This is a genomic window from Bacillus sp. A1, assembly GCF_042296235.1.
In the GTDB taxonomy this organism is placed as follows: domain Bacteria; phylum Bacillota; class Bacilli; order Bacillales; family Bacillaceae; genus Bacillus; species Bacillus velezensis.
Map to the genome: position 1 here is coordinate 3,413,129 of NZ_CP141181.1, position 24,989 is coordinate 3,438,117.

General features: G+C 46.3%; 24 protein-coding genes. 5 read left to right on the forward strand and 19 right to left on the reverse strand.

The features are described 5' to 3' along the window. Positions 1-139: 139 nt before the first annotated feature. A complete protein-coding gene (locus U2H13_RS16920) occupies positions 140-1,114 on the forward strand; it encodes a LacI family DNA-binding transcriptional regulator (RefSeq protein WP_376700550.1) in 975 nt (324 codons plus the stop codon). Positions 1,115-1,361: 247 nt separating this feature from the next. Then, complete coding sequence (gene clpP / locus U2H13_RS16925) at positions 1,362-1,958, forward strand: ATP-dependent Clp endopeptidase proteolytic subunit ClpP (RefSeq protein ID WP_003151513.1); 597 nt, start codon at positions 1,362-1,364, stop codon at positions 1,956-1,958. Between the two features lie 44 nt (positions 1,959-2,002). On the opposite strand, the gene pgmB is transcribed toward clpP, so the two are convergent. The 10 genes from pgmB to U2H13_RS16975 form a co-directional block, all read right to left on the reverse strand. Next, positions 2,003-2,692 carry a beta-phosphoglucomutase gene (gene pgmB, locus U2H13_RS16930; RefSeq protein ID WP_021495243.1) on the reverse strand — a complete coding sequence of 230 codons (690 nt, stop codon included), beginning with the start codon at positions 2,690-2,692 and terminating at the stop codon, positions 2,003-2,005. Beyond that, entirely contained in the window at positions 2,689-4,374 is a 1,686-nt protein-coding gene (locus tag U2H13_RS16935; protein ID WP_324659315.1) for an alpha-glucosidase, read from the reverse strand. The genes pgmB and U2H13_RS16935 overlap by 4 nt, the downstream gene beginning before the upstream one ends. Then, positions 4,367-6,640: a glycoside hydrolase family 65 protein gene (locus U2H13_RS16940; RefSeq protein ID WP_021495245.1), complete on the reverse strand. Its 2,274-nt coding sequence runs from the start codon at positions 6,638-6,640 to the stop codon at positions 4,367-4,369. The genes U2H13_RS16935 and U2H13_RS16940 overlap by 8 nt, the downstream gene beginning before the upstream one ends. Next, positions 6,618-7,502: a DUF1189 family protein gene (locus U2H13_RS16945; protein WP_053285125.1), complete on the reverse strand. Its 885-nt coding sequence runs from the start codon at positions 7,500-7,502 to the stop codon at positions 6,618-6,620. The genes U2H13_RS16940 and U2H13_RS16945 overlap by 23 nt, the downstream gene beginning before the upstream one ends. Positions 7,503-7,506: 4 nt before the next feature. Continuing rightward, positions 7,507-8,343: a sugar ABC transporter permease gene (locus U2H13_RS16950; protein WP_025649322.1), complete on the reverse strand. Its 837-nt coding sequence runs from the start codon at positions 8,341-8,343 to the stop codon at positions 7,507-7,509. Continuing rightward, complete coding sequence (locus U2H13_RS16955; protein ID WP_021495247.1) at positions 8,344-9,654, reverse strand: carbohydrate ABC transporter permease; 1,311 nt, start codon at positions 9,652-9,654, stop codon at positions 8,344-8,346. A gap of 39 nt (positions 9,655-9,693) precedes the next feature. Next, complete coding sequence (locus tag U2H13_RS16960) at positions 9,694-10,950, reverse strand: extracellular solute-binding protein (RefSeq protein WP_021495248.1); 1,257 nt, start codon at positions 10,948-10,950, stop codon at positions 9,694-9,696. A gap of 93 nt (positions 10,951-11,043) precedes the next feature. After that, the gene (locus U2H13_RS16965; RefSeq protein ID WP_032865383.1) at positions 11,044-12,813 is read right to left on the reverse strand and encodes a glycoside hydrolase family 13 protein; all 1,770 of its coding nucleotides are present in this window, start codon (positions 12,811-12,813) and stop codon (positions 11,044-11,046) included. Between the two features lie 102 nt (positions 12,814-12,915). Then, complete coding sequence (locus U2H13_RS16970) at positions 12,916-13,866, reverse strand: LacI family DNA-binding transcriptional regulator (protein ID WP_014418958.1); 951 nt, start codon at positions 13,864-13,866, stop codon at positions 12,916-12,918. A gap of 173 nt (positions 13,867-14,039) precedes the next feature. Continuing rightward, entirely contained in the window at positions 14,040-14,615 is a 576-nt protein-coding gene (locus U2H13_RS16975; protein WP_014418959.1) for a TIGR00730 family Rossman fold protein, read from the reverse strand. Between the two features lie 115 nt (positions 14,616-14,730). Between U2H13_RS16975 and U2H13_RS16980 the strand changes: the two genes are divergently transcribed. Continuing rightward, complete coding sequence (locus tag U2H13_RS16980; RefSeq protein ID WP_014418960.1) at positions 14,731-15,051, forward strand: MazG nucleotide pyrophosphohydrolase domain-containing protein; 321 nt, start codon at positions 14,731-14,733, stop codon at positions 15,049-15,051. Between the two features lie 44 nt (positions 15,052-15,095). On the opposite strand, the gene U2H13_RS16985 is transcribed toward U2H13_RS16980, so the two are convergent. Then, a complete protein-coding gene (locus U2H13_RS16985; RefSeq protein WP_031304545.1) occupies positions 15,096-16,685 on the reverse strand; it encodes a SulP family inorganic anion transporter in 1,590 nt (529 codons plus the stop codon). A gap of 2 nt (positions 16,686-16,687) precedes the next feature. Further along, positions 16,688-17,269, reverse strand: a complete 582-nt coding sequence (locus U2H13_RS16990) for a carbonic anhydrase (RefSeq protein ID WP_003151503.1) — start codon at positions 17,267-17,269, stop codon at positions 16,688-16,690. 400 nt (positions 17,270-17,669) lie between these two features. Between U2H13_RS16990 and U2H13_RS16995 the strand changes: the two genes are divergently transcribed. Further along, entirely contained in the window at positions 17,670-18,635 is a 966-nt protein-coding gene (locus U2H13_RS16995; protein WP_072177056.1) for a D-glycerate dehydrogenase, read from the forward strand. Between the two features lie 205 nt (positions 18,636-18,840). After that, positions 18,841-19,230, forward strand: a complete 390-nt coding sequence (locus tag U2H13_RS17000) for a ribonuclease (RefSeq protein ID WP_223204413.1) — start codon at positions 18,841-18,843, stop codon at positions 19,228-19,230. A 60-nt stretch (positions 19,231-19,290) separates the two neighbouring features. Here the strand turns inward: U2H13_RS17000 and U2H13_RS17005 are convergent, their stop codons facing one another. The 7 genes from U2H13_RS17005 to trxB form a co-directional block, all read right to left on the reverse strand. Beyond that, positions 19,291-20,037, reverse strand: a complete 747-nt coding sequence (locus U2H13_RS17005) for an arylamine N-acetyltransferase (RefSeq protein ID WP_007407420.1) — start codon at positions 20,035-20,037, stop codon at positions 19,291-19,293. A 24-nt stretch (positions 20,038-20,061) separates the two neighbouring features. Next, on the reverse strand, positions 20,062-20,319 hold the full coding sequence (locus U2H13_RS17010; protein WP_003151495.1) for an HPr family phosphocarrier protein: 258 nt from the start codon (positions 20,317-20,319) through the stop codon (positions 20,062-20,064). Positions 20,320-20,342: 23 nt separating this feature from the next. After that, on the reverse strand, positions 20,343-21,293 hold the full coding sequence (gene whiA / locus U2H13_RS17015; RefSeq protein WP_007407421.1) for a DNA-binding protein WhiA: 951 nt from the start codon (positions 21,291-21,293) through the stop codon (positions 20,343-20,345). A 26-nt stretch (positions 21,294-21,319) separates the two neighbouring features. After that, positions 21,320-22,273, reverse strand: a complete 954-nt coding sequence (gene yvcK / locus U2H13_RS17020) for a YvcK family protein (RefSeq protein WP_014418964.1) — start codon at positions 22,271-22,273, stop codon at positions 21,320-21,322. After that, positions 22,270-23,157 (reverse strand): RNase adapter RapZ, encoded by an 888-nt coding sequence (gene rapZ, locus U2H13_RS17025; RefSeq protein ID WP_012118535.1) that lies wholly within the window; start codon positions 23,155-23,157, stop codon positions 22,270-22,272. Before rapZ ends, yvcK begins: the two co-directional genes overlap by 4 nt. Positions 23,158-23,182: 25 nt before the next feature. Continuing rightward, positions 23,183-23,650, reverse strand: coding sequence for an 8-oxo-dGTP diphosphatase (locus tag U2H13_RS17030; protein ID WP_003151491.1), 468 nt, complete (start codon positions 23,648-23,650; stop codon positions 23,183-23,185). A 273-nt stretch (positions 23,651-23,923) separates the two neighbouring features. Beyond that, positions 23,924-24,874, reverse strand: a complete 951-nt coding sequence (trxB, locus tag U2H13_RS17035; protein WP_007407423.1) for a thioredoxin-disulfide reductase — start codon at positions 24,872-24,874, stop codon at positions 23,924-23,926. Between the last annotated feature and the right edge of the window lie 115 nt (positions 24,875-24,989).

The window sequence follows — 24,989 nt, forward strand, 5'->3', positions numbered from 1 at the left end:
ATTATTTCAATCAAATCAAACACACCCTCTTTATATGAAAACAGAAACATGGAATGTCCTTGCACATGTCAGCCTGATTCTCTAAAATAAGTGCGTGACGGAAATTGTAAGCCATTTCAGTAAGCAGGAGGGCACGGGAATGAAGCCTAACATTCATGATGTTGCGAAAATAGCGGGAGTTTCATCTACAACCGTTTCGCGGGTATTAAATAACCGCGGCTATATCAGCGAAAAAACAAAAGAAAAAGTGTACAAGGCGATGGAAGAAATCAATTACTTTCCAAACGATCTGGCCCGCTCTTTATTCCGAAAACGAACCAATTTAATAGGGCTTATCATCCCAAACTCCAGCAACCCATTTTTCGGCGAACTCGCCTTTCATATTGAAAGCATTTGTACGTCCATGGGCTACAAACTGCTGCTTTGCAACAGTTTACATCGAAAGGATAAGGAAGAAAAATATTTGGAGATGCTGATAAGAAACCAAGTGGACGGCGTGATCGCCGTGACTTACAACCGGGGAATTCTCAATGATCACAAGCAAAATCTGCCGATTGTCGCCATTGATCATTACTTATCGGACACGATTCCAGTCGTCGGCTCAGACAACTATGACGGCGGAAAAAAGGCGGCTGAACTGCTGATTGAAAAAGGGTGCCGGCACATCGTCCATCTCAACGGCCCGATTGAACTCGAAACACCGGCAAACCTCAGAAGAAAAGCATACGAAGACGTCATGCATGAACACGGACGGAAGCCTATTACATATGAAGTACCCTTTTATCAGCATTACCATGATATTATTTCAACATTATTCGATGAACAGCCTGACACCGACGGAATTTTTGCCAGCGATGATATCATGGCGGCTGCCGTGATGAACGAGGCTAAAAAACGGGGGAAAGACATCCCGAGTCAATTAAAAGTGATCGGTTATGACGGCACTGAAACCGTTCAATCGGTTCTGCCGGACTTGACAACCATCCAGCAGCCGATCGAATTGATTTCCAAAACAGCCATCGAGATTTTAGCAAAAGAAATTGAAGGCGAATTTGATGATTTGCCGCTGGAAACGTATTTGCCGATACGGCTTTTGGAAGGACGGACAACGTAGTCAGACCGTTCAGCCGTATGTACCGACGCGACTGCGGTCTATTTTGAGCGCTCCGGCCATATCATTTTCTCAAGGCTCCGGCGCTGATCATCCTCATTTTCACTTTGCTGTTTGAACTTTTTGTTTTATGGGAAAAATGGTGTTAGAAGAAAAGGTTGGCATTTTGGTCAGCGTTTTGTTTGACCTTTATTGACCAAAAATGTATCATGTAAATACATACTTACCTAAAAGGTGAAGGAGGAGCATTATGAATTTAATACCTACAGTCATTGAACAAACGAACCGCGGAGAAAGAGCTTATGACATTTACTCCCGTCTTTTGAAGGACCGTATTATCATGCTTGGATCTGCGATTGATGACAACGTTGCGAACTCCATCGTGTCACAGCTTTTATTCCTTGAAGCGGAAGACCCTGAAAAAGATATTTCCATTTACATTAACAGCCCTGGCGGATCAATCACTGCCGGTATGGCAATCTATGATACAATGCAGTTCATTAAACCGAAAGTATCCACGATCTGCATCGGTATGGCCGCTTCTATGGGAGCATTTTTACTTGCAGCCGGAGAAAAAGGCAAACGTTACGCGCTTCCTAACAGTGAAGTTATGATTCACCAGCCGCTTGGCGGAGCGCAAGGACAGGCGACAGAAATTGAAATCGCCGCAAAACGCATTCTCTTGCTTCGCGACAAATTAAACAAAGTGCTTGCTGAACGTACCGGCCAGCCGCTTGAAGTCATTGAGCGCGATACAGACCGCGACAACTTCAAATCAGCTGATGAAGCCTTAGAATACGGCTTAATCGATAAAGTGCTGACACGCAATACGGAAGACCAGAAGTAATGCCTCAGAAACCTGCAAGAGATGATGTCTCTTGCAGGTTTTTTTCACTCTCTGATGCTTTTTAAAACCTTTCCCCTATACTGCTTCCATTCTTCCTTCAACAGCTCAAACGACAATTCACCGGTTTGCCTCACAACCAGATCAGCACCAAGCATCGACTGTTCACGCCCGACACCGACCGCGAACATCCCGGCAGATTTAATTGCAGATATTCCTGCTTCAGCATCTTCTATTGCCGCGCATTCAGCCGTGGAAACACCGAGCAGCGCTGCAGCTGTTAAAAAGATTTCGGGATCAGGCTTCCCCTTCGCAAGAGCCGCCGGGTCAACAATGGCTTGAAAATCATCGATAATCGCCAAACGTTTTAAGATCGCGCGGGCATTGCGGCTTGAAGATGCTAACCCGATTTTTATATGTTCATTTTTTAATTCACAAAGAAGCCTGCCGATTCCCGGCAAGAGATCTTCCGGCGTCAATCTGCTGATCAACGTTTGATAATATTGGTTTTTTTGATGCAGCAGTTCTTGTTTCTCCGCATGTGTAAACCTTTTTTCCGCTCCGCCAAAGATCAGTATGCTTTCCAGTGACTCTTCCCGGCTGATTCCTTTCAGGCCTTCATTCACATTCCTGTCAAAGGGAATATCAATTTGTTCTGCGATGTGCTTCCAAGCGAGAAAATGATATTCAGCCGTATCTGTTATCACTCCGTCTAAATCAAAAATAACCGCTTTCATATGCTGATGCCCATCACAGCTTCATAAGGTTTGAGGCTGATACTCTTCAAGTCAGCCCGCTCCTGCGGATAGTTCGAAATCAGGATTTTCCAGCGCTCATGGATCAGTTCCGGAGGCGCTTCGAACCGGGCCTTGTCTTCCGACAAATTCACAACGACGAGAAGCTTTTTCCCTTGATATTTACGGATATAACAATAGATTTGCGGATCATCTTCCAGCAGCAGCTGATAATCTCCGTATACCATGATCTTATATTGCTTTCGTAATTGAATGAGCTTCTGATAGTAATAGAAAATTGAATCTTGATCTTCCAAGGATTCTTTCACATTGATTTCTTGATAGCGGGAATTGACCGCTAACCAAGGGTCTCCGGCTGTGAATCCGGCATGTTTTCCTGCATCCCATTGCATCGGCGTCCTCGCGTGATCCCTTCCTTTTATCATCACGGCTTTGACAAACTCTTTTTCTGACATCGTTTTGTTTTCGATGACTAGTTCACGGTATGCATTTTTTATTTCAAGATCGTCATACATCTCCAGCGGCATATCACTGTTGACCATGCCGATTTCTTCTCCCTGGTAAATAAACGGTGTGCCTTTCATCCCGTGGAGAACCGTTGCGAATGCTTTCGCACACTGTTTCCGCAGCTCACCGTCATTGCCCCAGCGGGAAATCACCCGCGGCTGATCGTGGTTCTCAAAATACAAGGTATTCCAGCCGCTATTCATCAACCCGGTCTGCCACCTTGTCATCGTTTGTTTTAAAGCAATCACATCAAACGGCTTGATCTGCCATTTCTCATTTGGCGAGTTTTGTTCTGTATCGATATCCATATGTTCAAATGTAAAGATCATATTCAGCTCTTGCCTGCCTGCATCCGTATATTTTTTCGCCTCTTCAATATCAGAACCGTTTGCCTCTCCGACTGTCATGCAGTCGTAATGAGAAAGCACTTCCCTGTTCATCTCTTGAATAAATTCATGCAGGCGGGGGCCGTTAGAGTGATAACGGCCGACGATATGGGGGCGGCTGTTATCTGTTTCATAGTCCGGAAAATCAGTGTGCTTGGAAATGGAGCCGATCACATCCATCCGCCAGCCGTCAACGCCTTTATCCATCCAGAACTTCATCAGATCATACACTTCCCGGCGAACGGCTTCATTTTCCCAATTTAAATCAGGCTGTTTTTTCGAAAAGTAGTGCAAATAATACTGTCCTGTCCCTTCATCGAACGTCCACGCCGAGCCTGAAAAAATCGATCCCCAATTATTCGGCTCAGAACCGTCCGATTTCGGGTCTTTCCAAAAATAATAATCCCGGTAAGGATTGTCCTTCGACTTGCGGCTTTCAGCAAACCAGGCATGTTCATCCGACGTGTGGTTCACGACCAGATCCATGATGATTTTCATTCCGCGCTGATGCACTTCATCAATTAACTGAAACATATCTTCATTTGTTCCGAATTTTTCGTACATGTTTCTGTAGTCACTGATGTCATAACCGTTGTCATCCTGCGGAGAATCAAACACGGGCGACAGCCAGATCACATCCGCGCCAAGTCTTTTGATATAATCAAGCTTTTTGATAATGCCTTGTAAATCCCCAAATCCATCTCCATTGGAATCATAAAAACTGCGCGGGTAAATTTGATACACGACAGCTTCTTTCCACCATTCACTCATCAGGCATTCTCCTTTCACATCGTTCATTCAGCACCATCGGTTCTCCATAAACTGTGATGGACACCGGTTCGCCTTTGACAAGCTCAAAAATGGCGCGCCTTTCTTCGACCGTCACCTTGATCAAGCGGTTTCGATAATTGATATGGAACGAGTAACCGTCCCATTCATTCGGCAAAAATGGGGTGAATGAGAGCGTTCCTTTTAAAGTACGCATGCCGGCAAACCCTTGGACGATCGCCAGCCAGCTTCCCGTCATTGAAGTAATGTGAAGACCTTCCTCCGTATCGCGATTGTAATTGTCGAGATCAAGCCTTGCTGTACGCTTATATAATTCAAGCGCCTTCTTTTCCATCCTCAATTCGGCAGCGAGCACCGCGTGAATGGAGGGCGATAAGCTTGATTCATGAACCGTCATCGGTTCATAAAATTCATAGTTGCGGCGTTTTTCGTCTATAGAGAAACGGTCAGGAAATAAATAAATGCCTTGCAGCACATCGGCTTGTTTAATAAAGCTGGAGCGGAGGATTTTGTCCCATGACCAATTTTGATAAAGAGGCCGTTCAGCTGGATCTAATTCGTCAACTGATTGCAGGTCTTTGTCCAAAAATGTGTCATGCTGAACGAAAATTTGCAGTTCTTCACTATACGGATAGTACATGTGCCGGATGATTTCTCTCCAGACTTTCAATTCTTCTTCCTGCACATCCAGAAGGCGGCGTTTCTCCGCTGAGATCCTTTCGAGACTTTGCAGAGTATAATCCAACGTCCAAGCCGCAATGACATTCGTATACCAATTGTTGTTAACGTTGTTTTCATATTCATTCGGCCCTGTGACGCCGTGGATCATATACTTATTTTTTCGTTTCGAAAAGTGAACGCGGCCGGCCCAGAATCTGCTGACTGCCACAAGAACGTCTATCCCATATTCCTCCATATAGGCGCGATCCCCTGTATATTGGACATAATTGCAGATCGCATAGCAAATCGCGCCGTTGCGGTGAATTTCTTCAAACGTAATCTCCCACTCATTGTGGCATTCATCTCCGGTAAACGTCACCATCGGATAAAGCGCCCCCTTCATCCCCAGCTTGGCGGCGTTCCGTTTGGCAGCCTCCAAATGATGATAGCGGTACAAAAGCAGGTTTTTCGTGACTTCCGGCTCGGCTGTCGCCAAATACATCGGAACGGCATACGCCTCGGTATCCCAATAGGCGGCACCGCCGTATTTTTCGCCTGTAAATCCTTTCGGTCCGATGTTCAAACGGGCATCTGCCCCGTAGTATGTCGAGAATAACTGAAAAATATTGTAGCGGATGCCTTGCTGAAGTTCCTCATCTCCCTTTATCTCTATATCCGCTTTTGCCCATCTTTCCTTCCACTTGGCAATATGCTGCTGTCTCGCTTCTTCATAACCTTGCTTAAGAATAGCCGCCAAAAGCTCCTCCCCTTTCGAAGTAAGCTCTGCTTCTTGAACATCGCGTGAAGTCGTGACAACAATAAACTTCTTCAATGAAGCTTTGTTTTGGTAGCTGAAGCGATTTTCAGCATACATGCCGGAAGTTTGAAAGCTTTGACTGACATAGCCTTCTGTCAAATTTTCCATTAAGGCTGAGACAGTGAAACGCGGCGTTCCGAACGGATTGTCGAGCGTTTTTGCCGTTATATGCCCGCGGCGGTAATCCGCTCCTGTCTCTTTTTCCTGCCAAAACCGCTCTTGATAGTTTGAATCTTCGTTTACAACATTGCCATCAAGATAAGGGACAAGCGTAATAACGGCGTCCCCTGTCAGACACTCCGCTTCATAATGAATCGCACATAGCTCTTTTACGGCCAGGCTGAGAAATCGTTCTGATTTGATTCGCACGGTTTTATCCTGAATACGGACAACAGCGCTCCTCCTCAGAATTCCTTCTTTCATATGAAGCTCTAACTCAAATGATTCGAGTCGGTTTTGATAGAGATCGACTTTTTCACCGTCAACATACACATCTATACCAATAAAATTCATCGCATTGATCACTTTTCCGAAATAGTCCGGATACCCGTTTTTCCACCAGCCTACCCGCGTTTTGTCAGGGAACCACACGCCCGCAATATATGTGCCTTGATGGCTGCCGCCTGAATAGCCCTCTTCGAAATTCCCCCTGATGCCCATATAGCCGTTGGCAAGAGAAGTCAGGCTTTCCTGCAGCCGTATATACTCTTTTTGAAATGTATTGGTTTTGATTTTCCATTCATCAATCTCAAACAACCGCTGATTTATCATGTCTTCCTCCCGAATGAACATTTTCATTATGACGGCGGGTTTTGGCCATATATCTGAATAAAAAAGCAATCATCAACGTGACGCCGCATGTATGAACCATTAATACAGTAATCAAATCAAAGCGGATCAGCCCGATAGCAGCTGCCGCGAATGCAGGCAGAGCCGATGCGCATATCGCTGCAGAAGCTGCTTCCTTACATGACGCGATATCGATCATTTTTGATAATTTTGCCATCCAGATGCCTCCCGCAAGCACAGCTGTAAAAAATAGCTGGATCAAAAAAATCACTGCGCACCCCAGCATCATGATCATCGGCTTATACTGTGCCAGCCACAATTGACCGATAAGAGCCTCCGTCTCATATACGCCCGGGTCCGTAAGACTGGCGTCCGCTTTCCCATAGCGAACTGAAAACCCCATTCCGTTTTGGTCGGTAATAATCAGCCGGTCAGGCTGGAATATGACCGCGTTGTCATATCCTTTTACACGCAAACGCCCATTTTCACCGTTTGGTTTCCATTCATGCTCCATATCGACTGCCATCAGATGGTTGCCCTCTTCAATTTGATCAAAACGCTGTCCGCCTGTCAGTTTTCCGTTCCTGATTTGAATACCGTTTAATTGTTCGGCAAAACGATCATTCACTGCAGAAAGCGCCGCAGGCATAACCAATTTGAGGCTGAAGCGGTCCATTTTCAAAAACGACATCGTAAACGGCGCCATAAGGCAGGACGTCAAAAACATAAAGAGAAAGGAAAGCTGAAGCCAGCTGAATGTTTTCCCGTAACGGCAAATACCTGACGGAGACACCGACGCTTTAAGACTGCGGATCATAAAGCTTTCATTTTGCACATTCTTCATTGAACTACCCCTTTGTTCCGCCCGCCGCCAGCCCGGATACAAAGTTCTTTTGGAGAAAAAAGAACAAGATGCATATCGGCAGTGCGGCAAGTATAGCCCCCGCCGCAAACAGGGCGACTTTTTGCTGCTGCGGATTTGAAATGAACGACTGCAACCCTACTGCAATGGTCAGCCTTTCCGGCGAGCGAAGCAAAAACTTCGCCAGCAAATAGTCCCCGAACGGCGCCATAAACGCCCAAAGCGCTTGAACGGCAAGCATCGGCTTCACAAGCGGCAGCACAATGGAGGCAAATATCCTGAAATGCCCCGCTCCATCCATTCGCGCAGCCTCATCAATTTCTCTCGGAACTGTATCAAAATAACCTTTCATCAGCCACGTGTTCATCGGAATTCCGCCGCCGATATAGATCGCTGTCAAAAACCAGTATTGATCAAGAGCGCCTATCAGCATGGCCAATACATAAAAAGCAGTCAGCGCTGCCATTGTGGGCACCATTTGAATGATTAAAAAGAAAACAAGACTCTTTTTTCGCCCCGCAAACCGATAGCGGCTGTACGTATACCCGGCAAGCGTTACAATCGTGACCTGCAATACCATGACTGACAGCGCGATAACCAGCGTATTGCTGTACCAATGAAGATAGAGCGTCTCTTCAAACAGCCGCTTAAAATGATCAAAAGTCCAGGAACCTGAGAAATCGAGCTGAAAAGCCGTCACATTTCCCGCACGGAAAGCGGAGGAAGCCGTAATCAGCAGCGGATATAAAATGACAATGCTTAAAACCAGCAAAAATAAATAGGTGCAGATTTTCGTAAGCATTCCGGCCGTTCTGGAACCCATCTACATCACCTCCTCATTGCCGAAAGCATTTGACTTTTTAAAAGCAATCAGTGAAATTCCAATGACGACGAAAGAAATTAACAATGTCACGGCCGCTGCCACAGCATATTGCGGAGAAGTGCCGGTTGTCAGTTTATAGATCCAGGAAATTAAAATATCGGTCGACCCGGCACCGGCTCCCGCGCTTCCCGGACCGCCTTCATTAAACAAATAGATGATTGAAAAATTATTAAAGTTAAATGTGTACTGTGTAATCATCACCGGTGCCGTCGCAAATAAAATCATCGGTAATGTAATATTGCGAAAACGCTGCATAAAAGAAGCCCCGTCAATCTTTGCGGCTTCATACAATTCACCCGGAATCGACTGCAAGACCCCCGTTACCATGACATAAATATAAGGAAAGCCAAGCCAGGTCTGAATCATAATCAGAGCGGTCTTCGTCCAGAAAGCATCAGTCTTCCACGCGATCGCCGGCAGTTCCACAAACGGCAGGTGGTTAATTAATGGAATCACCTGCGTGTTCATCGCCCCTATACTGTCATTAAAAATATTGGAAAAGCTCATAATTGTGATAAAGGCCGGAACAGCCCATGGAAATAAGAAAATCATTCGGAATATCCGTCTGCCTTTAATAAAATCTTGATTCACAAAAAGTGCCGTCACGATCCCCAAAATGATTTGCAGCGTTGTTGCACAGATTGTCCATATCATGGTCCAGCCCAGTACATTCACAAATGTTTCCCGGTAGGAACCGACAAAAAAGATATTCAAGAAATTTTTAAAGCCGACCCAGTCAATCAGACTGTTAGGCGGTATATGATAAAAATCATAGTTTGTTAAGGCAACAAACAGAGTCACCAGAACAGGAAAAATAATCACAAACACCATCATGAGATATGCCGGCAGTGTAAATAAATAAGGAAACCCTTTATCTCCCGCATGGCGGATGATATCCTTGGCCGCTGTATTCACCTTCAAACCCGCCGCTTTCATAGCGGCGGTATGACGGAAATCATAAACTGAAAAGATATAGAACATGAGAAAAATCAACGTTAAGATCAATTGCAGCGTGCCTTCAATCAGCATAAATAATGAGTGATCTTCACCGGGAACACTTCCCAAGGTAACCAATCCGGTCAGCGCCTCAATACCGAAAACGCATAATTCAACAGCAAACAAACTCGTAATGACCAGAAATAAGATCCCCTTTGATATCTGCTGATTCGCGATCTGTCCAATTCCCGGAATGATCGATAAAAACCATGGCGCCTTCCGTTTTTGGTGTAAAAGTGTATCATCTTTATTCATTTTTCGCCCTCTATTCTTACGGACACTTCCCCTCCGATTTTATTTCACATACTTTTCTTTGATGTTTTCTTTTATGACGTTTACCGCATCATCCGCCGATTTTTTTGCTGTTTTTTTCCCCGAAGCCGCATCAAACATTAAACTTTCAGCGCCAGTCCATACCTCGGCCATTTCAGGAATATTCGGCGCAGGTGCCGCTGACTCATATTGTTTAATAACAGCTGACGCCAGCTCATTTTTTTGCTCCCCCGCTTTCTTCCTTGCGGCTGTGTTGGCCGGAACTTCATTTGTATCCTCATAAAAGGCGTAAGCATTGGCATCATTTGTTGCATACTCAAGCCATTTTTCAGCCAGCTCGGGTTCCTTTGTATATTTTGAAGCAACCCAGCCTTTGCCGCCCGCAAACGGAGCATATTCTTTTCCGTTTGGCAATGTCGGAATAGGAGCGGCGCCATAGTTCAGGCCGGCCTCTTGAAAATTGGCAGCCGACCAAGGCCCGCCGATGATTGCAGCCGCTTTCTTATCCAAAAACATTTGCTGAATAAAATCGTCTGCGCTTGAGTTATCCTGCATGCCTTTTGGCCAATACGTTTTAAACCATTTCTCCGCATATTTCACCGCTTCTGCAGCCCCTTTATTGTTCAGGCCGATATCCCCGGGATCTGTGCCGTTTTTCCCGAATACATATCCGCCGTAACCGGACAGCAAACCGTACGACATATAAAAGTCAGTCCACTTTGCCAAAAATCCCGTTGACTTTCCTTTTTCAGAAGCAAATGAAAACCGGGGATCCTCTGTTAATGTTTCAAGGTCTTTAAATGTTGCCGGCGCTTTTTTTATAAGATCTTTGTTGTAATACAGAACAAGCGTCTCAATCACCAGCGGCATTCCATACACCTTTCCGTTAACCGTTACCTGCTGCATCTCTTTATCTCCAAAGCTTTTTGTATCAGCAGGTTTTAGATCAAGCAAATGGCCTTGCTGCGCCAAACTGCCGATCCGGTCATATGCGGCAAGCATAACGTCAGGCGCATTGCCGGCCGGGCCGTCCAAAGGAAGCGCCTCCAGCTGATCGAACATTTGCTTTTCTGCAATGTTGACTGTGACGTTATTCTCTTTTTCAAACTCTCCTTTAATGCTTTCAATATATTTTTTATAGGTTTCTTCAACGGACACGGTCAGTACCTTTTTGCCGTCAGCGCCGGCCGATTCCTTTGAATTTGAACAGGCGCCGAGACAGAATGCCAAAACTGATGCCGTCAATAAAGCCAATCCCTTTTTGACGAACCCCGCCATATCTTTTCCCCCTTTTATTATGAATCTATTACAATTCTACTCTGTTAGAGAAAGCGGTTTCAAAGCCTTTCAGCCTGTTACCGATAACAGAATTCAGACAGGGGCGTCAGCGCTCAAAATCAAAAATTCTCCCGGCTGAACAGCAATAGCGGCATCATGTTGAAGGATCTGATCCGTCCACGCATCGTAAACTTTTCTGCTTCTCTCCATATTAAAATCTTGCAAACGGACATCCCAGGCCAGGTTCCCCTGATTAAAATAGAAAATCAATTGCCTGCCATTGAAAACCCTCGAAAAACTGATACAATCGTTTTGATCATCAAGCAGATGCCACTCAAGACTTCCGTACGTCAATAAAGCGTTTTCTTTTTTGCGTAAGGTGATTAAGCGTTTCATAAAGCTGAGCATTTCCCGGTTTTGCTTTTCCTTTTCCCAAACCATACACTTCCGGCATAATGGATCTCTCCCGCCGTCCAGACCGATTTCCGTTCCGTAGTAGATGCAGGGCGCTCCTGTCTGGGCAAACATAAAGGCCAGCAGAGCGCGGGCTGTTTTCTCATCATTTCCGCACCTTGTCAGAAGACGTTCTGTATCATGGCTGTCCAGTAAATTAAACATCACCTCGTTGGCCTGCCGCATCCCATTCATCAAGTGCGCGTTTAATCGATAGGCCATGGATGAAGCAGAAATCTCCCGGTCAGCAAAATAAGCAATCATCGGCTCTGTGAAAGGATAATTCATCACAGCGTGAAACTCATCTCCTCTGAGCCAAGGTTCGGAGGAATGCCATATCTCTCCCAAAATATAAAGATCGGGCTTCTCGGCCGTTACAGCCTGCCTGAATGCCTTCCAAAAAGCGTGATCCACTTCATTTGCCACATCTAAACGCCAGCCGTCAATGTCAAATTCACGAATCCAGTACAAAGCAATCTCAAACAAATACCTCTGTACTTCCGGATTAGCCGTATTCAGCTTCGGCATATCAGGCGTAAACGCAAACCTGTCATAATTGTCTTCTTTCACAGGAAAAGAGTGAATATGGAACCAGTCTTTGTAGCGGGACCGGGCCCCGTGTTTTACAACATCCTGCCATTGCGGAGAAGCGCTGCCTATATGATTAAAAACAGCATCAAGCATAATTTTCATTCCCCGCTCATGAAGCCGGCTGACCAATGTCCGGAAAAGCTCCCGATCCCCAAAATGCGGATCGATGGAATAGTAATCCAGCGTGTCATATTTATGGTTGGATGGAGAGGAGAAGATCGGAGTTAAATAAATTCCGTTCACCCCTAATTCTTCTAAATAATCGAGCTTGTCGATAATCCCCTGCAAATCTCCGCCAAAAAAATCATTAACGTCCGGGTCCTTGCTCCCCCAAGGCAGTGCAGCTTCCGGTGACAGGTCTTCTCTTCCATTCGCAAAACGTTCCGGAAAAATTTGATACCAAACCGTTGATTTCGCCCATTCAGGCGCTTGAAATGTATCCGCCTCATGAACAAACGGAAGCTTAAAATAATAATGAATCGTTTCCAGCGTTTTTTTATTTACAGGACAGACCCCTGACGCTCCGAAAAAGATGTTTTCATGCTGGTCTGAGACAATAAATGCATATTGCAAACGCCTGAATGGCGGTGACACTTCAGCAAACCAATAATCATGGTTTTGGGTTGCGGCTGTTTTTCTCATTGGCTGCTCGGCTGCCGACCACCTGCCGCCGCTGTATTCATAAGGATCGCCCCAAACCAATCGAATCTGATCAGCATCACCTTTTTTCGTCCGGATTTTGATATGCACCGTCCGCCCGTCATATGAATAAGCATCAGCACTGAACGGCTGATGATGTATTGCGGCATATTCCATCATGTTTCCCCCTTTTTTATAGGCTGGCTTATGCTTTGAAGGTAGCATGATGAAATCGGGAGAAGCAATCGTTTTTCTCTTGTTACCGATAACAGAATCAAGCTTTCACAAAGTTGATTCCCGCACAATTAACTCCGGTTCAAAAAACAAATGACCTTGAGCTGCGCCGCCTTCATTCATTTTTTTCAGCAGCATTTTCGCACAGGCCTCTCCCATTTCCACAACCGGCTGTCTGACCGTAGTCAGCCGCGGGGAGGAAATGCGGTCAAGAAAAACACCGTCATTTCCAGTAACGGCCACATCTTCGGGAATTCGTTTTCCGAGTGACTGCACCGCACGAATGACCCCGAGCGCGATTCGGTCGGTGGCGCAGACAAACGCGGCTTGCCGGCCGAGCGTTTTCAAAACTTCTCTTGCCAGGCTTTCACTTTTTTTTGAACTGTTAGCGATCCGAAACAGCTTCGTTTCTCTGCAGCTCTCTTTCATCGCCCGAATATACCCCTGTTCTCTTGAGCGTTCGAATGGCTCATCCAAATCAATGCCGAAAAAGACAACCTCACGCTCCCCCAGCCCCATGACATGGCGGGTTGCCATAAAAGTCCCTTTTTCGTTATTCACATCGACGAAATCATAGCCCATTTCATTTTCTCCAAATACGACTAACGGCTTTTCAAAAGCTTTGATGACAAATTCAAAATCGGCCTTTCTCAAGCCGGTGGCAATAATGCCGTCGCATTGCCCGATATTGAGTGAATTTCTTGTCACAAGCTGCAAAGCATAATGATGGCGATCCAGCTCCCGGCTGATTCCGGTCAGCAAGTTCATGTAATAGGGTTCGGTCGTATCCATTTCCTCGAGAATCAGCAATTTGACAACCTGTGTTCTGTTTTGCACAAGCGCTCTTGCCGCATAATTAGGGATGTAATTCAGCTCTTTCATTGCGGAATGAACGAGCTTTTTCAGTTCATCTGTTACCGTATCAGGGTGATTAATCACACGTGATACCGTCATTTTCGAAACATTCGCTCTCTTAGCCACATCTGACAACGTCGCCATTTTCCGTCTCCTTCCGCTTTTGCTTAGATAGCCAATCCGAATTAGTTAAATTATACTACGATGGTAATCTGGACATAAAAAAAGATTTCCCTAAGGAAATCTCACATTGTCAAATACACTCGATTTTCATGAAGTCCGCCCGGCACTCACACACATGTCAGATGGCTCTTTTTTTATATTTCCGTCCATTTTTTCTGAAGGATCGGGTACGAGTAATTGTTCATCTGCTCAATCAGCTCATCCGGCCGGGAGGAACTGTGTATCAGTTTTAAATGAGACTCATTCGAAAATCCTTCCTGAATGCTGTACTTGACCATCTTCATCATCGGCTCAAAATACCCGTTCACATTGTACAGTCCGATCGGTTTTTGATGAATGCCGATTTGCGCCCAGCACAGCACTTCAAATAACTCTTCATATGTTCCGAAACCGCCGGGCATGGCAATGTACCCATCGGCAAGTTCACTCATTTTCGCTTTCCGCTCATGCATGCCGCTGACTTCAATCAGCTCCGTCAGATTCTGATGAACAACCTCTCCGCTGAACAGCCCGCTCGGCATGACGCCGACAGCTTTTCCGCCGCCTGCCATTAACGCATCGGCGACGGTTCCCATCAGACCGACCCGTGAACCGCCGTAAACAAGGCCGATTCCCTGCTCCGCCATATATTCACCCAGTTCGGCCGCTTTGCGTTTGTACTCTTCATTTACCCCCGGGTTTGACCCCGCAAATACACAAATGGTTTTCATTTTTTCATCTCCACATCTATATATGTACATCAATAAATCAAAATACACTATATATTGTCCCATCTCTATATGATAATATCAATAAGAATCATACAGGACATAAGGAGTGTTTCACATGCAGATGGCTGAAGCAGAACGATGGACGAAAGATTTTTACGAAAAACGAGGATGGACGGCGTACGGGCCATTTATCAGAATCGGCTTTTTAATGGAAGAGGCGGGTGAGCTCGCCCGGGCGGTAAGAGCATATGAAATCGGCAGAGACCGGCCGGATGAAAAGGACGCGACCCAGGCTGAACGCAGGCAGGAGCTGATTGAAGAAATGGGTGACGTCCTCGGAAATCTGGCCATCCTTGCCGATAAGTACGGAATCACGTTAGAAGATGCGATGAAAGCCCATCAGGAAAAACTGATCAAGCGCTTTGAAACCGAATAAAAACACGGCCTGTCCGCTTTTTCATGGACAGGCCGTATCTGAATTTATCCCGTTATCTCGTCCTGATGCTCAAAGAAATGCTGTTTCCCGATTTTATGAAACAGCCCTGTCTTCCGGATCAGCTCTCTCGGCTGTGATTGCAATCCGACGATCATCAATCTCCCGTTATGCCGTTTGATCCGGTTCATCACATTCCCCAGCACCGCTTCTGCGGAGGTGTCCATGTAATGTACATTATTCATCAGCAGAATAAGCGTCTTCGGCTTTTCCTGAAGCCTCTCCAGCAGCGATGATTCCAGTGAATCAATTGAACCGAAAAACAGCGGCCCCTCAATGGAATATGTGCTGACGGACGAATCATTTTTAACCGATTTGACAGCGGCATGCGGTGTTTTGATGCTTGTTGATTCGCTCATTTTTCTGATAAAGAAAACAAAAGCGAGCACGAGACCGGCAGAAACGCCGATGATTAAATCAAACAGAACCGTCAGTAAAAAGGTTGCCGCCAGTACGAATGAATCAGTGTTTTTCAGCCGCATCATATTGGCGACTTCCCTCCGCTCACTCATGTTCCAAGCCACAACCATCAACACCGGCGCCATGCTTGCCAGCGGTACATGAACGGCAAGCGGGGCGAAGACGAGCAGGACGAGGAGGACGGTGACTCCGTGGACAACACCGGAAATCGGAGAAACTGCGCCGTTTTTAATATTTGTTGCGGTCCGCGCAATCGCTCCCGTTGCCGGTATGCCGCCGAAAAGCGGCGCTGCCATATTGGCGATGCCCTGCCCGACAAGCTCCCTATTGCTGTCATGCCGTGATCCTTTCATATTGTCCGCGACCATCGCCGATAATATGGATTCAAGACCGCCGAGAAGCGCAATGATCAAAGCAGACGGGAACATCATCACCATGTTATCGATTGAGAAATCCGGAAGCTGAAAAGCCGGGAGCTGCCGCGGAATCTCCCCGTAAGCAGAACCGATTGTCGCCATTTTGTCAGGAAAAAACATGACCGCTGCGGCTGTAGAGACAAGCAGCGCCACAAGCGCGCCCGGAATCTTCGGCATCAGCCTGGTTGATAACAGCAAAATGGCCAAAGCAATTCCCGCGATGAGGATGCTGTACAAATTAAAGGTTCCGATCTTCTTGCCTATTTCCGCAATGTTGAGGATAAAGCTTTCATGCTTTTGGATATCGCGCAGACCGAGAAAATGGGCAATCTGCTCCGAGAAAATCAGCACCGCGATCCCGGCCGTAAATCCGACGATCACCGGCTTCGGCACGAATTTCATAATCTTTCCGAGCTTAAATACGCCAAACAGGACGAGCATGACGCCTGCCATAAAACCGGCTACAAGTAAATTCTCAAAACCATACTGCATCACAATGGCAAATAAAATGGGAACAAACGCCCCCGTAGGCCCGCCGATCTGATATTTAGAGCCGCCCAACAGCGAAATCAGAATTCCGGCCACAATAACGGTGTAAAGCCCGTATTCCGGGCCGACCCCCGAGGCGATGGCAAAGGCCATTCCCAGTGGAATCGCTACAATTCCGACCACAATTCCCGCGATTAGGTCTTTCTGAAATTTCTGCAAATTGTATCCCTGATATCTGCCGGTAAATTGCATCGTCAACTGCATCCTCCTTTGACTGTTTCATAACCGTCAACGACTACATCCAGCGTCCCCGTCCCCGGATCGATCACCAGCCCGTGCACCGGCACCTCTTCAGGCAAGAGCGGATGATGCCTGACCATATTCACGCTGTGGGCCACGCTTTCTTCGACGCTGTGAAAACCGGTCAGCCATGTTTCCAAATCGACTCCCGCATGCTGCAGAAGGCTGAGACATTTGTCCTCCACGCCGCGCTCTTTCGCTTTATTTAATATGGAAGCCGCATTTAATCCCGACATTCCGCACTCGCGGTGACCTATGATGCAGACTTCCTCTGCCTGCAGTTCATAAACGGCAACCAAAATGCTCCGCATGACACTTCCAAATGGGTGAGAAACAATGGCTCCCGCGTTTTTTATGATTTTGGCATCGCCGTTTCTGAGTCCCATCGCCTGCGGCAGAAGCTCCGTCAGCCTTGTATCCATACAGGATACGATGACAAGCTTTTTTTTCGGGAATTTTGTCGTTTGGTAAGGTTCATATTTCCTTTCTTGGACAAACTGCTGGTTGTGCTCCAAAATGCTTGATAAAGAAACCATTTTTCTATTCATCTCCCATCCGATTGTATTGCAAGCCTTCTTACCCAGCTTACAGTAAGGAATTATAGCACAGAAAAAGGCCTCAAAAGCGCTTTCAACAAAAGACACGATAATTTGACTGTAAATTCAGAATATGTTCATTTATATCTTTCAAAAATAATAAAATTTATCTTTACACCAACCTATAAAGCTTTTGAAAACAGCGGTTCCGCTCATTTTGCCTTCAGAAATATAGGCGGATTCTGTTATTGTTTGGAGAAATCAAGCATGTACATTTCTTTTCCTTTCATTTTAAGTTCAAAAGAACCAGAAATTTATCGTAATGCGTTTGAATATTTCTCACGTTACCGCTTCTCTTATATAATAAAATAGAGAAGAAAGACAAAGGAGGAGAAGCCCGTTGAAACCCTATGTATTCATCGCGAAACCGATACCGCCGGAAGTCGAACAAATGATAGGCGAGCATTGCCGATATGACATCTGGAAAGAAGATACCATTCCAAAAGAGGAACTGTACGAAAAAATGAAAGATGCTGAAGGGCTGCTGACATCCGGAACGGCGATTGACAGGGATTTACTGGATCACGCGCCGAAGCTGAAAGTCGTCAGCAATAATTCAGTCGGCTATGATAATTTTAACATTGAAGAAATGAAAAGACGCGGGGTTGTCGGCACGCATACGCCGTACACCTTAGATGACACTGTCGCTGATCTGGCTTTTTCATTAATCCTGTCTTCCGCCAGACGGGTTGCCGAATTGGATCGGTTCGTCCGCGCCGGCAAATGGGGAACCGTTGAGGAAGAATCTCTTTTCGGTATGGATGTCCACCATCAGACATTAGGAATTATCGGCATGGGCAGAATCGGTGAACAAGCTGCCAAACGGGCAAAATTCGGCTTCGACATGGACGTGCTGTATTATAACCGCAGCAGAAAACCGGACGCTGAGAAGGAACTCGGGGTTACATATGCCGACTTAGATACACTGCTGAAAACATCAGACTTTGTGCTGTTAATTACGCCGCTTACTGACGAAACGTATCATATGATGGGAGAGCGGGAATTTAAATTGATGAAAGATACGGCATGTTTCGTCAATATTTCCCGGGGAAAGACGGTTGATGAGAAAGCGCTCATCCGCGCATTGCAGGAGGGCTGGATAAAAGGCGCCGGTTTAGATGTGTTTGAAAAAGAGCCGATCGCCGAAGACAATCCGCTCCTGCAGCTGGAAAACGTCACATTGCTTCCGCATATCGGGTCAGCAACGGCAAAAATCCGCTTGAATATGTTCAAGCAAGCCGCACAAAACATGATTGACGCCGTATACGGAAAAACGCCGAAAAACCTCACGAAGGAATTTCAATGAGATGAAAAATCCCGGCCGTTTCAGCCGGGGTTTATTTTTTTGCTAGATCAAAAGTACTGTTTTTAAATTCTTTCTATTCCTTTCTCTCGATGCTGATACAATGAAAAGGAATCAGCTTCACATGATAAAAATGGGAGGTATTGCTTTGAAAAAACGATTATCGTGGATTTCCGTTTGTTTGCTGGTGCTGTTCTCCGCGGCGGGGATGCTGTTTTCCACGGCCGCCAAGACGGATACATCTTCTCACAAGGCGCACACTGAAGCACAGGTTATCAACACGTTTGACGGGGTTGCGGATTATCTTCAGACCTATCATAAGCTTCCTGATAATTACATTACAAAGTCAGAAGCACAGGCCCTCGGCTGGGTTGCATCAAAGGGGAATCTTGCAGACGTCGCTCCGGGGAAAAGCATCGGCGGAGACATCTTCTCAAACAGGGAAGGCAAACTCCCTGCCAAAAGCGGACGGACGTGGCGTGAAGCGGATATTAACTATACATCAGGCTTCAGAAATTCAGACCGGATTCTTTACTCAAGCGACTGGCTGATTTATAAGACGACAGATCATTATAAAACCTTTACAAAAATGAGATAAACACATACAAAAAACGGCTTCCCTGCGGAGGCCGTTTTTTTTGCAGAGAACCTGCGAGCTTCATATAAAATGAGCAGTAAATTTTTCTTCAAACTCTGACCGGTCTATTCTGCTGTTTTCCGCCGTGCCATCGTGTTTTTTTATTGTTATATTGCGTTCAGACAGAACCATGTGCCCTTCCGGTGTCCGCTTTGAAGCAAGCAGGCGTTTGTTGAAAGGAGAGCGTTCATGTTCAAAGATTGTTTGTTTCATAGACTTGAGGTCCTTTTCATCGATTTCTTCAAGCGAAAATGCGTAACCTGTCTGCCAGCCGTCCCCTTTGTTCATTTCAAGCAGGTATGTCCCGAATTCCGTCTCTTCTATCCTCACGCGGAACGCTCCGGCCGCTGATACCGTCTCGTCTCCCGACATCGGCACAGGCTGCATGGCGAGATTGAGGCCGAAGCCTGCATCAGCGATGTACTCATTCCCTCCGGCGGAAAGAAGTACGGCCGCATGTGTGCCGGGCAGCGCCCAGCCGTTTTTCCAGACCGTTCCGCGGATCAATTTGACATCAAATCCGGCATCTTTCAGGATGAAATAAAGCAGTCCGTTCAAGTCATAACAAAGGCCGCCATGAGGTTCCTTCACCATGTGCCGCCACAGTCCTTCTTTCGTGACGTCATATTCTTTTTTGGACAAAACCGCGCGATTTTCAAACGGAAACCGATACGCGAGCGCCTTTAAAAACTCCGGCAGGTTGCTGAAATCGAGGGAATCCTTTTCCCAGCCTATCGTTTGATAACAATCTTTCAGAAACTCATTCATCTTTCCGTCCCCCTTACAAAGTGTTTACACTTCTTCCTGCACATAAGCGGACAACTTTTCCAGCGCTTCCTTTTCATCATCGCCTTCAGCGATCAGAGTGACTTCCGTCCCCGTGCTGACCGCCAGGCTCATTAATCCCATAATGCTTTTGGCATTCACTTTCTTGCCGTTTTTCTCAAGAAACACATCTGATGCAAAGCGATTTGCCTCCTGTACAAACAATGCAGCGGGACGCGCCTGCAAACCCGTCTTTAAACGCACTTCCACTTTCCCCTGAACCATAAGATCTCCCCTTTTCTGTACGGTTATTTCAAAGTGATGCTTTGTCCTGTACGCAGCTGTTCTGCGATTTCATCGAGCTTTCTCAGCCTGTGATTGATGCCGGATTTGCTGATTTTCCCGCTTGCAACCATTTCCCCCAGTTCTTTCAGCGTGACCTCCTGATAATCAATCCGCAGCTGCGCAATTTCGCGAAGCTTTTCCGGCAGCGCTTCAAGACCGATCCGTTCATCAATGTATTTAATATTTTCCACCTGTCTGAGAGAAGCCCCAATGGTTTTGTTTAAGTTTGCTGTTTCACAATTGACGAGGCGGTTCACTGAGTTTCTCATATCTCTGACAATCCGCACATCTTCAAAGCGCAACAGTGAATTGTGAGCGCCGATGACATTCAGAAATTCAGTGATTTTTTCCGCCTCTTTTAAATACGTAATATAGCCTTTTTTCCGTTCAAGCGTCTTACTGTTCAGATGAAATTCATTCAGCAGCGCGCATAATGAATCGTTATGTTCCTTATAAAGCGAGAAGATTTCCAAGTGGTACGACGAGGTTTCCGGGTTATTCACAGATCCCCCCGCCAAAAACGCCCCTCTCATATAAGAACGTTTGCAGCACCGTTTCGCCACCAGTTCCTCAGAAATATTCCGTTCAAATACAAAGTTCTCTCCGAGGATTTTCAATTCCTCTAAAATCAGCTTTGCATTTTCAGAAAAGCGCACAATATAAACATTATTTTTTTTCAGCCGCATTTTTTTTCTGACTAACAGTTCGACCGATACATCATATTGTTTCTTCAGCAATGTATAAATGCGGCGGGCAATCGCCGCATTTTCGGTTTGAACGTCAAGCACGAGATGGCGGTTTGAAAATGACAGGGAACCGTTCATCCGAATCAGCGCGGACAGCTCCGCCTTGGCGCAGCAGTCCTTCACTTCCAGATTCGTCAGTTCTTTTTTTGTTTCCGATGCAAATGACATATTAGCCACCTCATTTCAAAAGGCCTCTAGTCCCTTAATAAATCGACAAGAAGAGAAGCCACTTTATGTGTATCGTGACGGATTACGCCATTTTTATACGTGATAATCTGATCCCTGATGACCTCAAGCCCCATGGATTTCAGCTTTTCAATATTGAAGTCGACGGGCCGGGCCAGCTCTTTCGCATATTTGCTTTTGATTTCGTCAGGGATCTCCTCATTGTTGATTAAGATCGTGTCGATAAACGGCTGCTCCATATGATCGTTCAGCGCCTTGACATGGTCGGCCGCGCTGTATTGCAGCGTCTCGCCGGGCTGTGTCATGACGTTGCATATATATACTTTTTTGGCCGCAGCCTTGACGACTTCTTCTCCGATTTTCGGCACGAGCAGATTCGGAAGAATGCTTGTGTACAGGCTTCCCGGACCGATAATGATTAAATCGGCCTGACGGATGACGTCAATCGTTTCCGGGAGCGGATCAATTTTTTCAGGCGTAAGAAACACCCGTTTAATCCGCTGGCCGTAAGAAGGGATTGTCGATTCTCCGGAGACGACCTGCCCGTCCTCCATTTCAGCGTGAAGAACGACACTGGTGTTGGCAGCCGGCAGCACTCTGCCGCGGACATTCAGCACCTTGCTCATTTCGGTGACAGCGTGAAAGAAATCACCGGTTATATTTGTCATCGCTGCCAAAATCAAATTGCCGAGCGAATGTCCGGTTAAGTCGCTTCCTTTGTTGAAACGGTGCTGAAACAGATTTTCAACGAGCGGCTCAACATCTGACAAAGCGGCCAGTACGTTACGAATGTCACCCGGCGGCGGAATTTGAAGTTCATCCCGCAGACGGCCTGAACTTCCGCCGTCATCAGCAACTGTCACAATCGCCGTAATATCAACGGGCTTATGCTTTAACCCCCGAAGCAGCACGGACAGACCCGTTCCGCCGCCGAAGATTGCGATTTTCGGCTTCTTATTCATTTCCGGCTTCTCTTTTCAATGTCCCGGTGAGTGACATGAGTATAGAAATCTTTTTTAAAATAGTCAGCCAAATACTCAGCGAGCGTGACGGAGCGGTGCTGGCCGCCCGTACAGCCGATCGCGATGACAAGCTGGCTTTTACCTTCCCGCTTATAAGACGGAAGCATAAAGCCGAGCAGATCAACAAGCTTTTCAATAAACTTTTGTGTTTCGTTCCACTTCATCACATAGGATGACACTTCCTCATCTTTCCCCGTAAGCGGCCTCATGCTTTCAATGTAGAACGGATTCGGCAGAAACCTTACATCAAACACGAGGTCGGCATCTATCGGAAGCCCGTATTTGAACCCGAATGACATTACGTTCACTGTAAATGTTTCACCTTGGTTCGTGGCGAAATGCGCCACGATTTTTTCACGCAGATCACGCGGTTTCATATCCGATGTGTCATAGATCAGCTGAGAGCGCCCTTTCAATTCTTCAAGCAGCTGGCGTTCCAGCGCGATTCCTTCGAGAGGAAGCCCGGTAGCGGCCAGCGGGTGAGAACGCCTCGTTTCTTTGTATCTCGTCACAAGAATGGAATCCTTAGCGTCTAAAAAGAGAATGCGCGGTGTAATCCACGGATTTTCCGCCATTTCATCCAGCGCCTCAATCAGCCTGTCAAAAAATTCGCGTCCCCGCAGATCCATGACAAGCGCGACCTTGCTCATTTTTGAACTTGATTCTTTCATCAGCTCCAAAAATTTCGGCAGCAAGGAAGGCGGCAGATTGTCGACGCAAAAATAGCCGAGATCCTCAAAGCTTTGAATGGCGACGGTTTTCCCCGCTCCGGACATTCCCGTAATGATGACGAGCTGAATATCATGGTTTTCATTCATACTCATCTTTCTCCCCCCTGCGGTCTTTCTTTTATTTGATAAGCTGCGGATCTAAACGATAACTGAGCAGCTCGAAGTCCGGCGTATACGTAAAGGTGCCGTGCAAAAGCCCTTGGCCCTTGATCATAAAATCAAGGATATGCCCGTCTCCGGGGGCCATCGGAAGGCTGTGGATATCTTTTACGTCATGCCACTTCAGAACGCCTTCCTCTGATTCAGCGACATTCCGCCCCGTGTACGAGTCGGCGACGAAAGTAAACATCATCCACTCTGACACGATTTGTTCCTGTTCCTTAATAATAAAGGTAAACACGCCTTTTAACTGCGGATTTAGTATATAAATGCCCGTCTCTTCTCTGTACTCTCTGATGACGGAATCTCTGACGGATTCGCCGCTTTCCATCTTCCCGCCGGGCGCGACCCACCAGCCCCGTCTCGGCTTTTGGAGAAGGAGAACCTGATCATCTGTCTGCAGCACACAATTTGTCACTCTTTGCACAAGTACGTCACCTAACCTTCTCAACAAATCATCGTCTCTTCATTATACCGTTTCGGCATGTCTCTCACAATGCAGAGACACCGACATCCTTTTCTTTTATTTGACAGAAAACAGAAAATCGCAAAAAAAGGGCACGGATACTGGAATCCGTGCCAAAGTGTATTCATTAAAAAGGGGGTCAATTACTACATTCATCTTAAAACATCAGTATTTCACCCGTGTTACAGCGTAATTAAAACACAGTAACGATTCAAAAACTGAACATTACAGTGATTATTTAACGGTTTTGAGCGTTTCCTCAAGCTCTTCCACATAATGCTGAACGCTTTGAGCCGCAATACTTCCGTCGCCTGTCGCCGTTACGATCTGGCGGAGCGTTTTTTCACGGATGTCTCCCGCAGCGAAAATCCCAGGGACTTTTGTCTCCATTTGGGCATTTGTTTCAATGTAGCCTTCTTCATTTGTGATGCCCAAGTTTTCGAACGGTTTAGAAAGCGGAAGCATACCGATATAAATAAAGACGCCGTCAGCTTTGAATTCTTCCTCTTCTCCCGTCACGGTATCCACAAGAGTAAGTCTGCCGACTTTTCCGTTTTCCTCATGGATTTCTTTTACGGTTTTGTTCCATTTGAAGTCAATTTTCTCATTGTCAAAGGCACGCGCCTGAAGAATGCTTTGCGCACGCAATTTGTCACGTCTGTGAACGATGGTGACTTTTGAAGCGAAGCGTGTCAGATAGACGCCTTCTTCAACGGCGGAGTCTCCGCCGCCGACAACGACAAGCTCTTTATTTTTAAAGAACGCGCCGTCACAAACCGCGCAGTACGATACGCCGCGGCCGCCCAGTTCTTTTTCGCCGGGAACGCCGATCTTTTTGTATTCCGCTCCGGCAGAAATGACGATGGCGCGCGCTTTATATTCTTTTGAACCGGCTTTGACCGTTTTATATTCTTTACCGTCAACAATTTCTTTAATATCGCCGTACGCATATTCCGCACCGAATTTTTTCGCATGTTCAAACATTTTATTTGAAAGTTCAGGGCCGAGAATGCTTTCAAAACCCGGATAGTTTTCAACATCCTCCGTGTTGGCCATCTGGCCGCCCGGAATTCCTCTTTCAATCATTAATGTGGATAAGTTCGCTCGTGATGTGTAAACAGCAGCGGTCATCCCCGCCGGACCCGCGCCGATAATGATCACATCATAAATTTTTTCTTCTGACACCATGATTCACTCCTTTTCGAAATGGGGCGCACCCTATATGACTAAGAATCCCCATCAATCGTATTCCTTACCCATATCCTATTAAATCTGAGGGCAATTCGCTATTTTTTTGCTC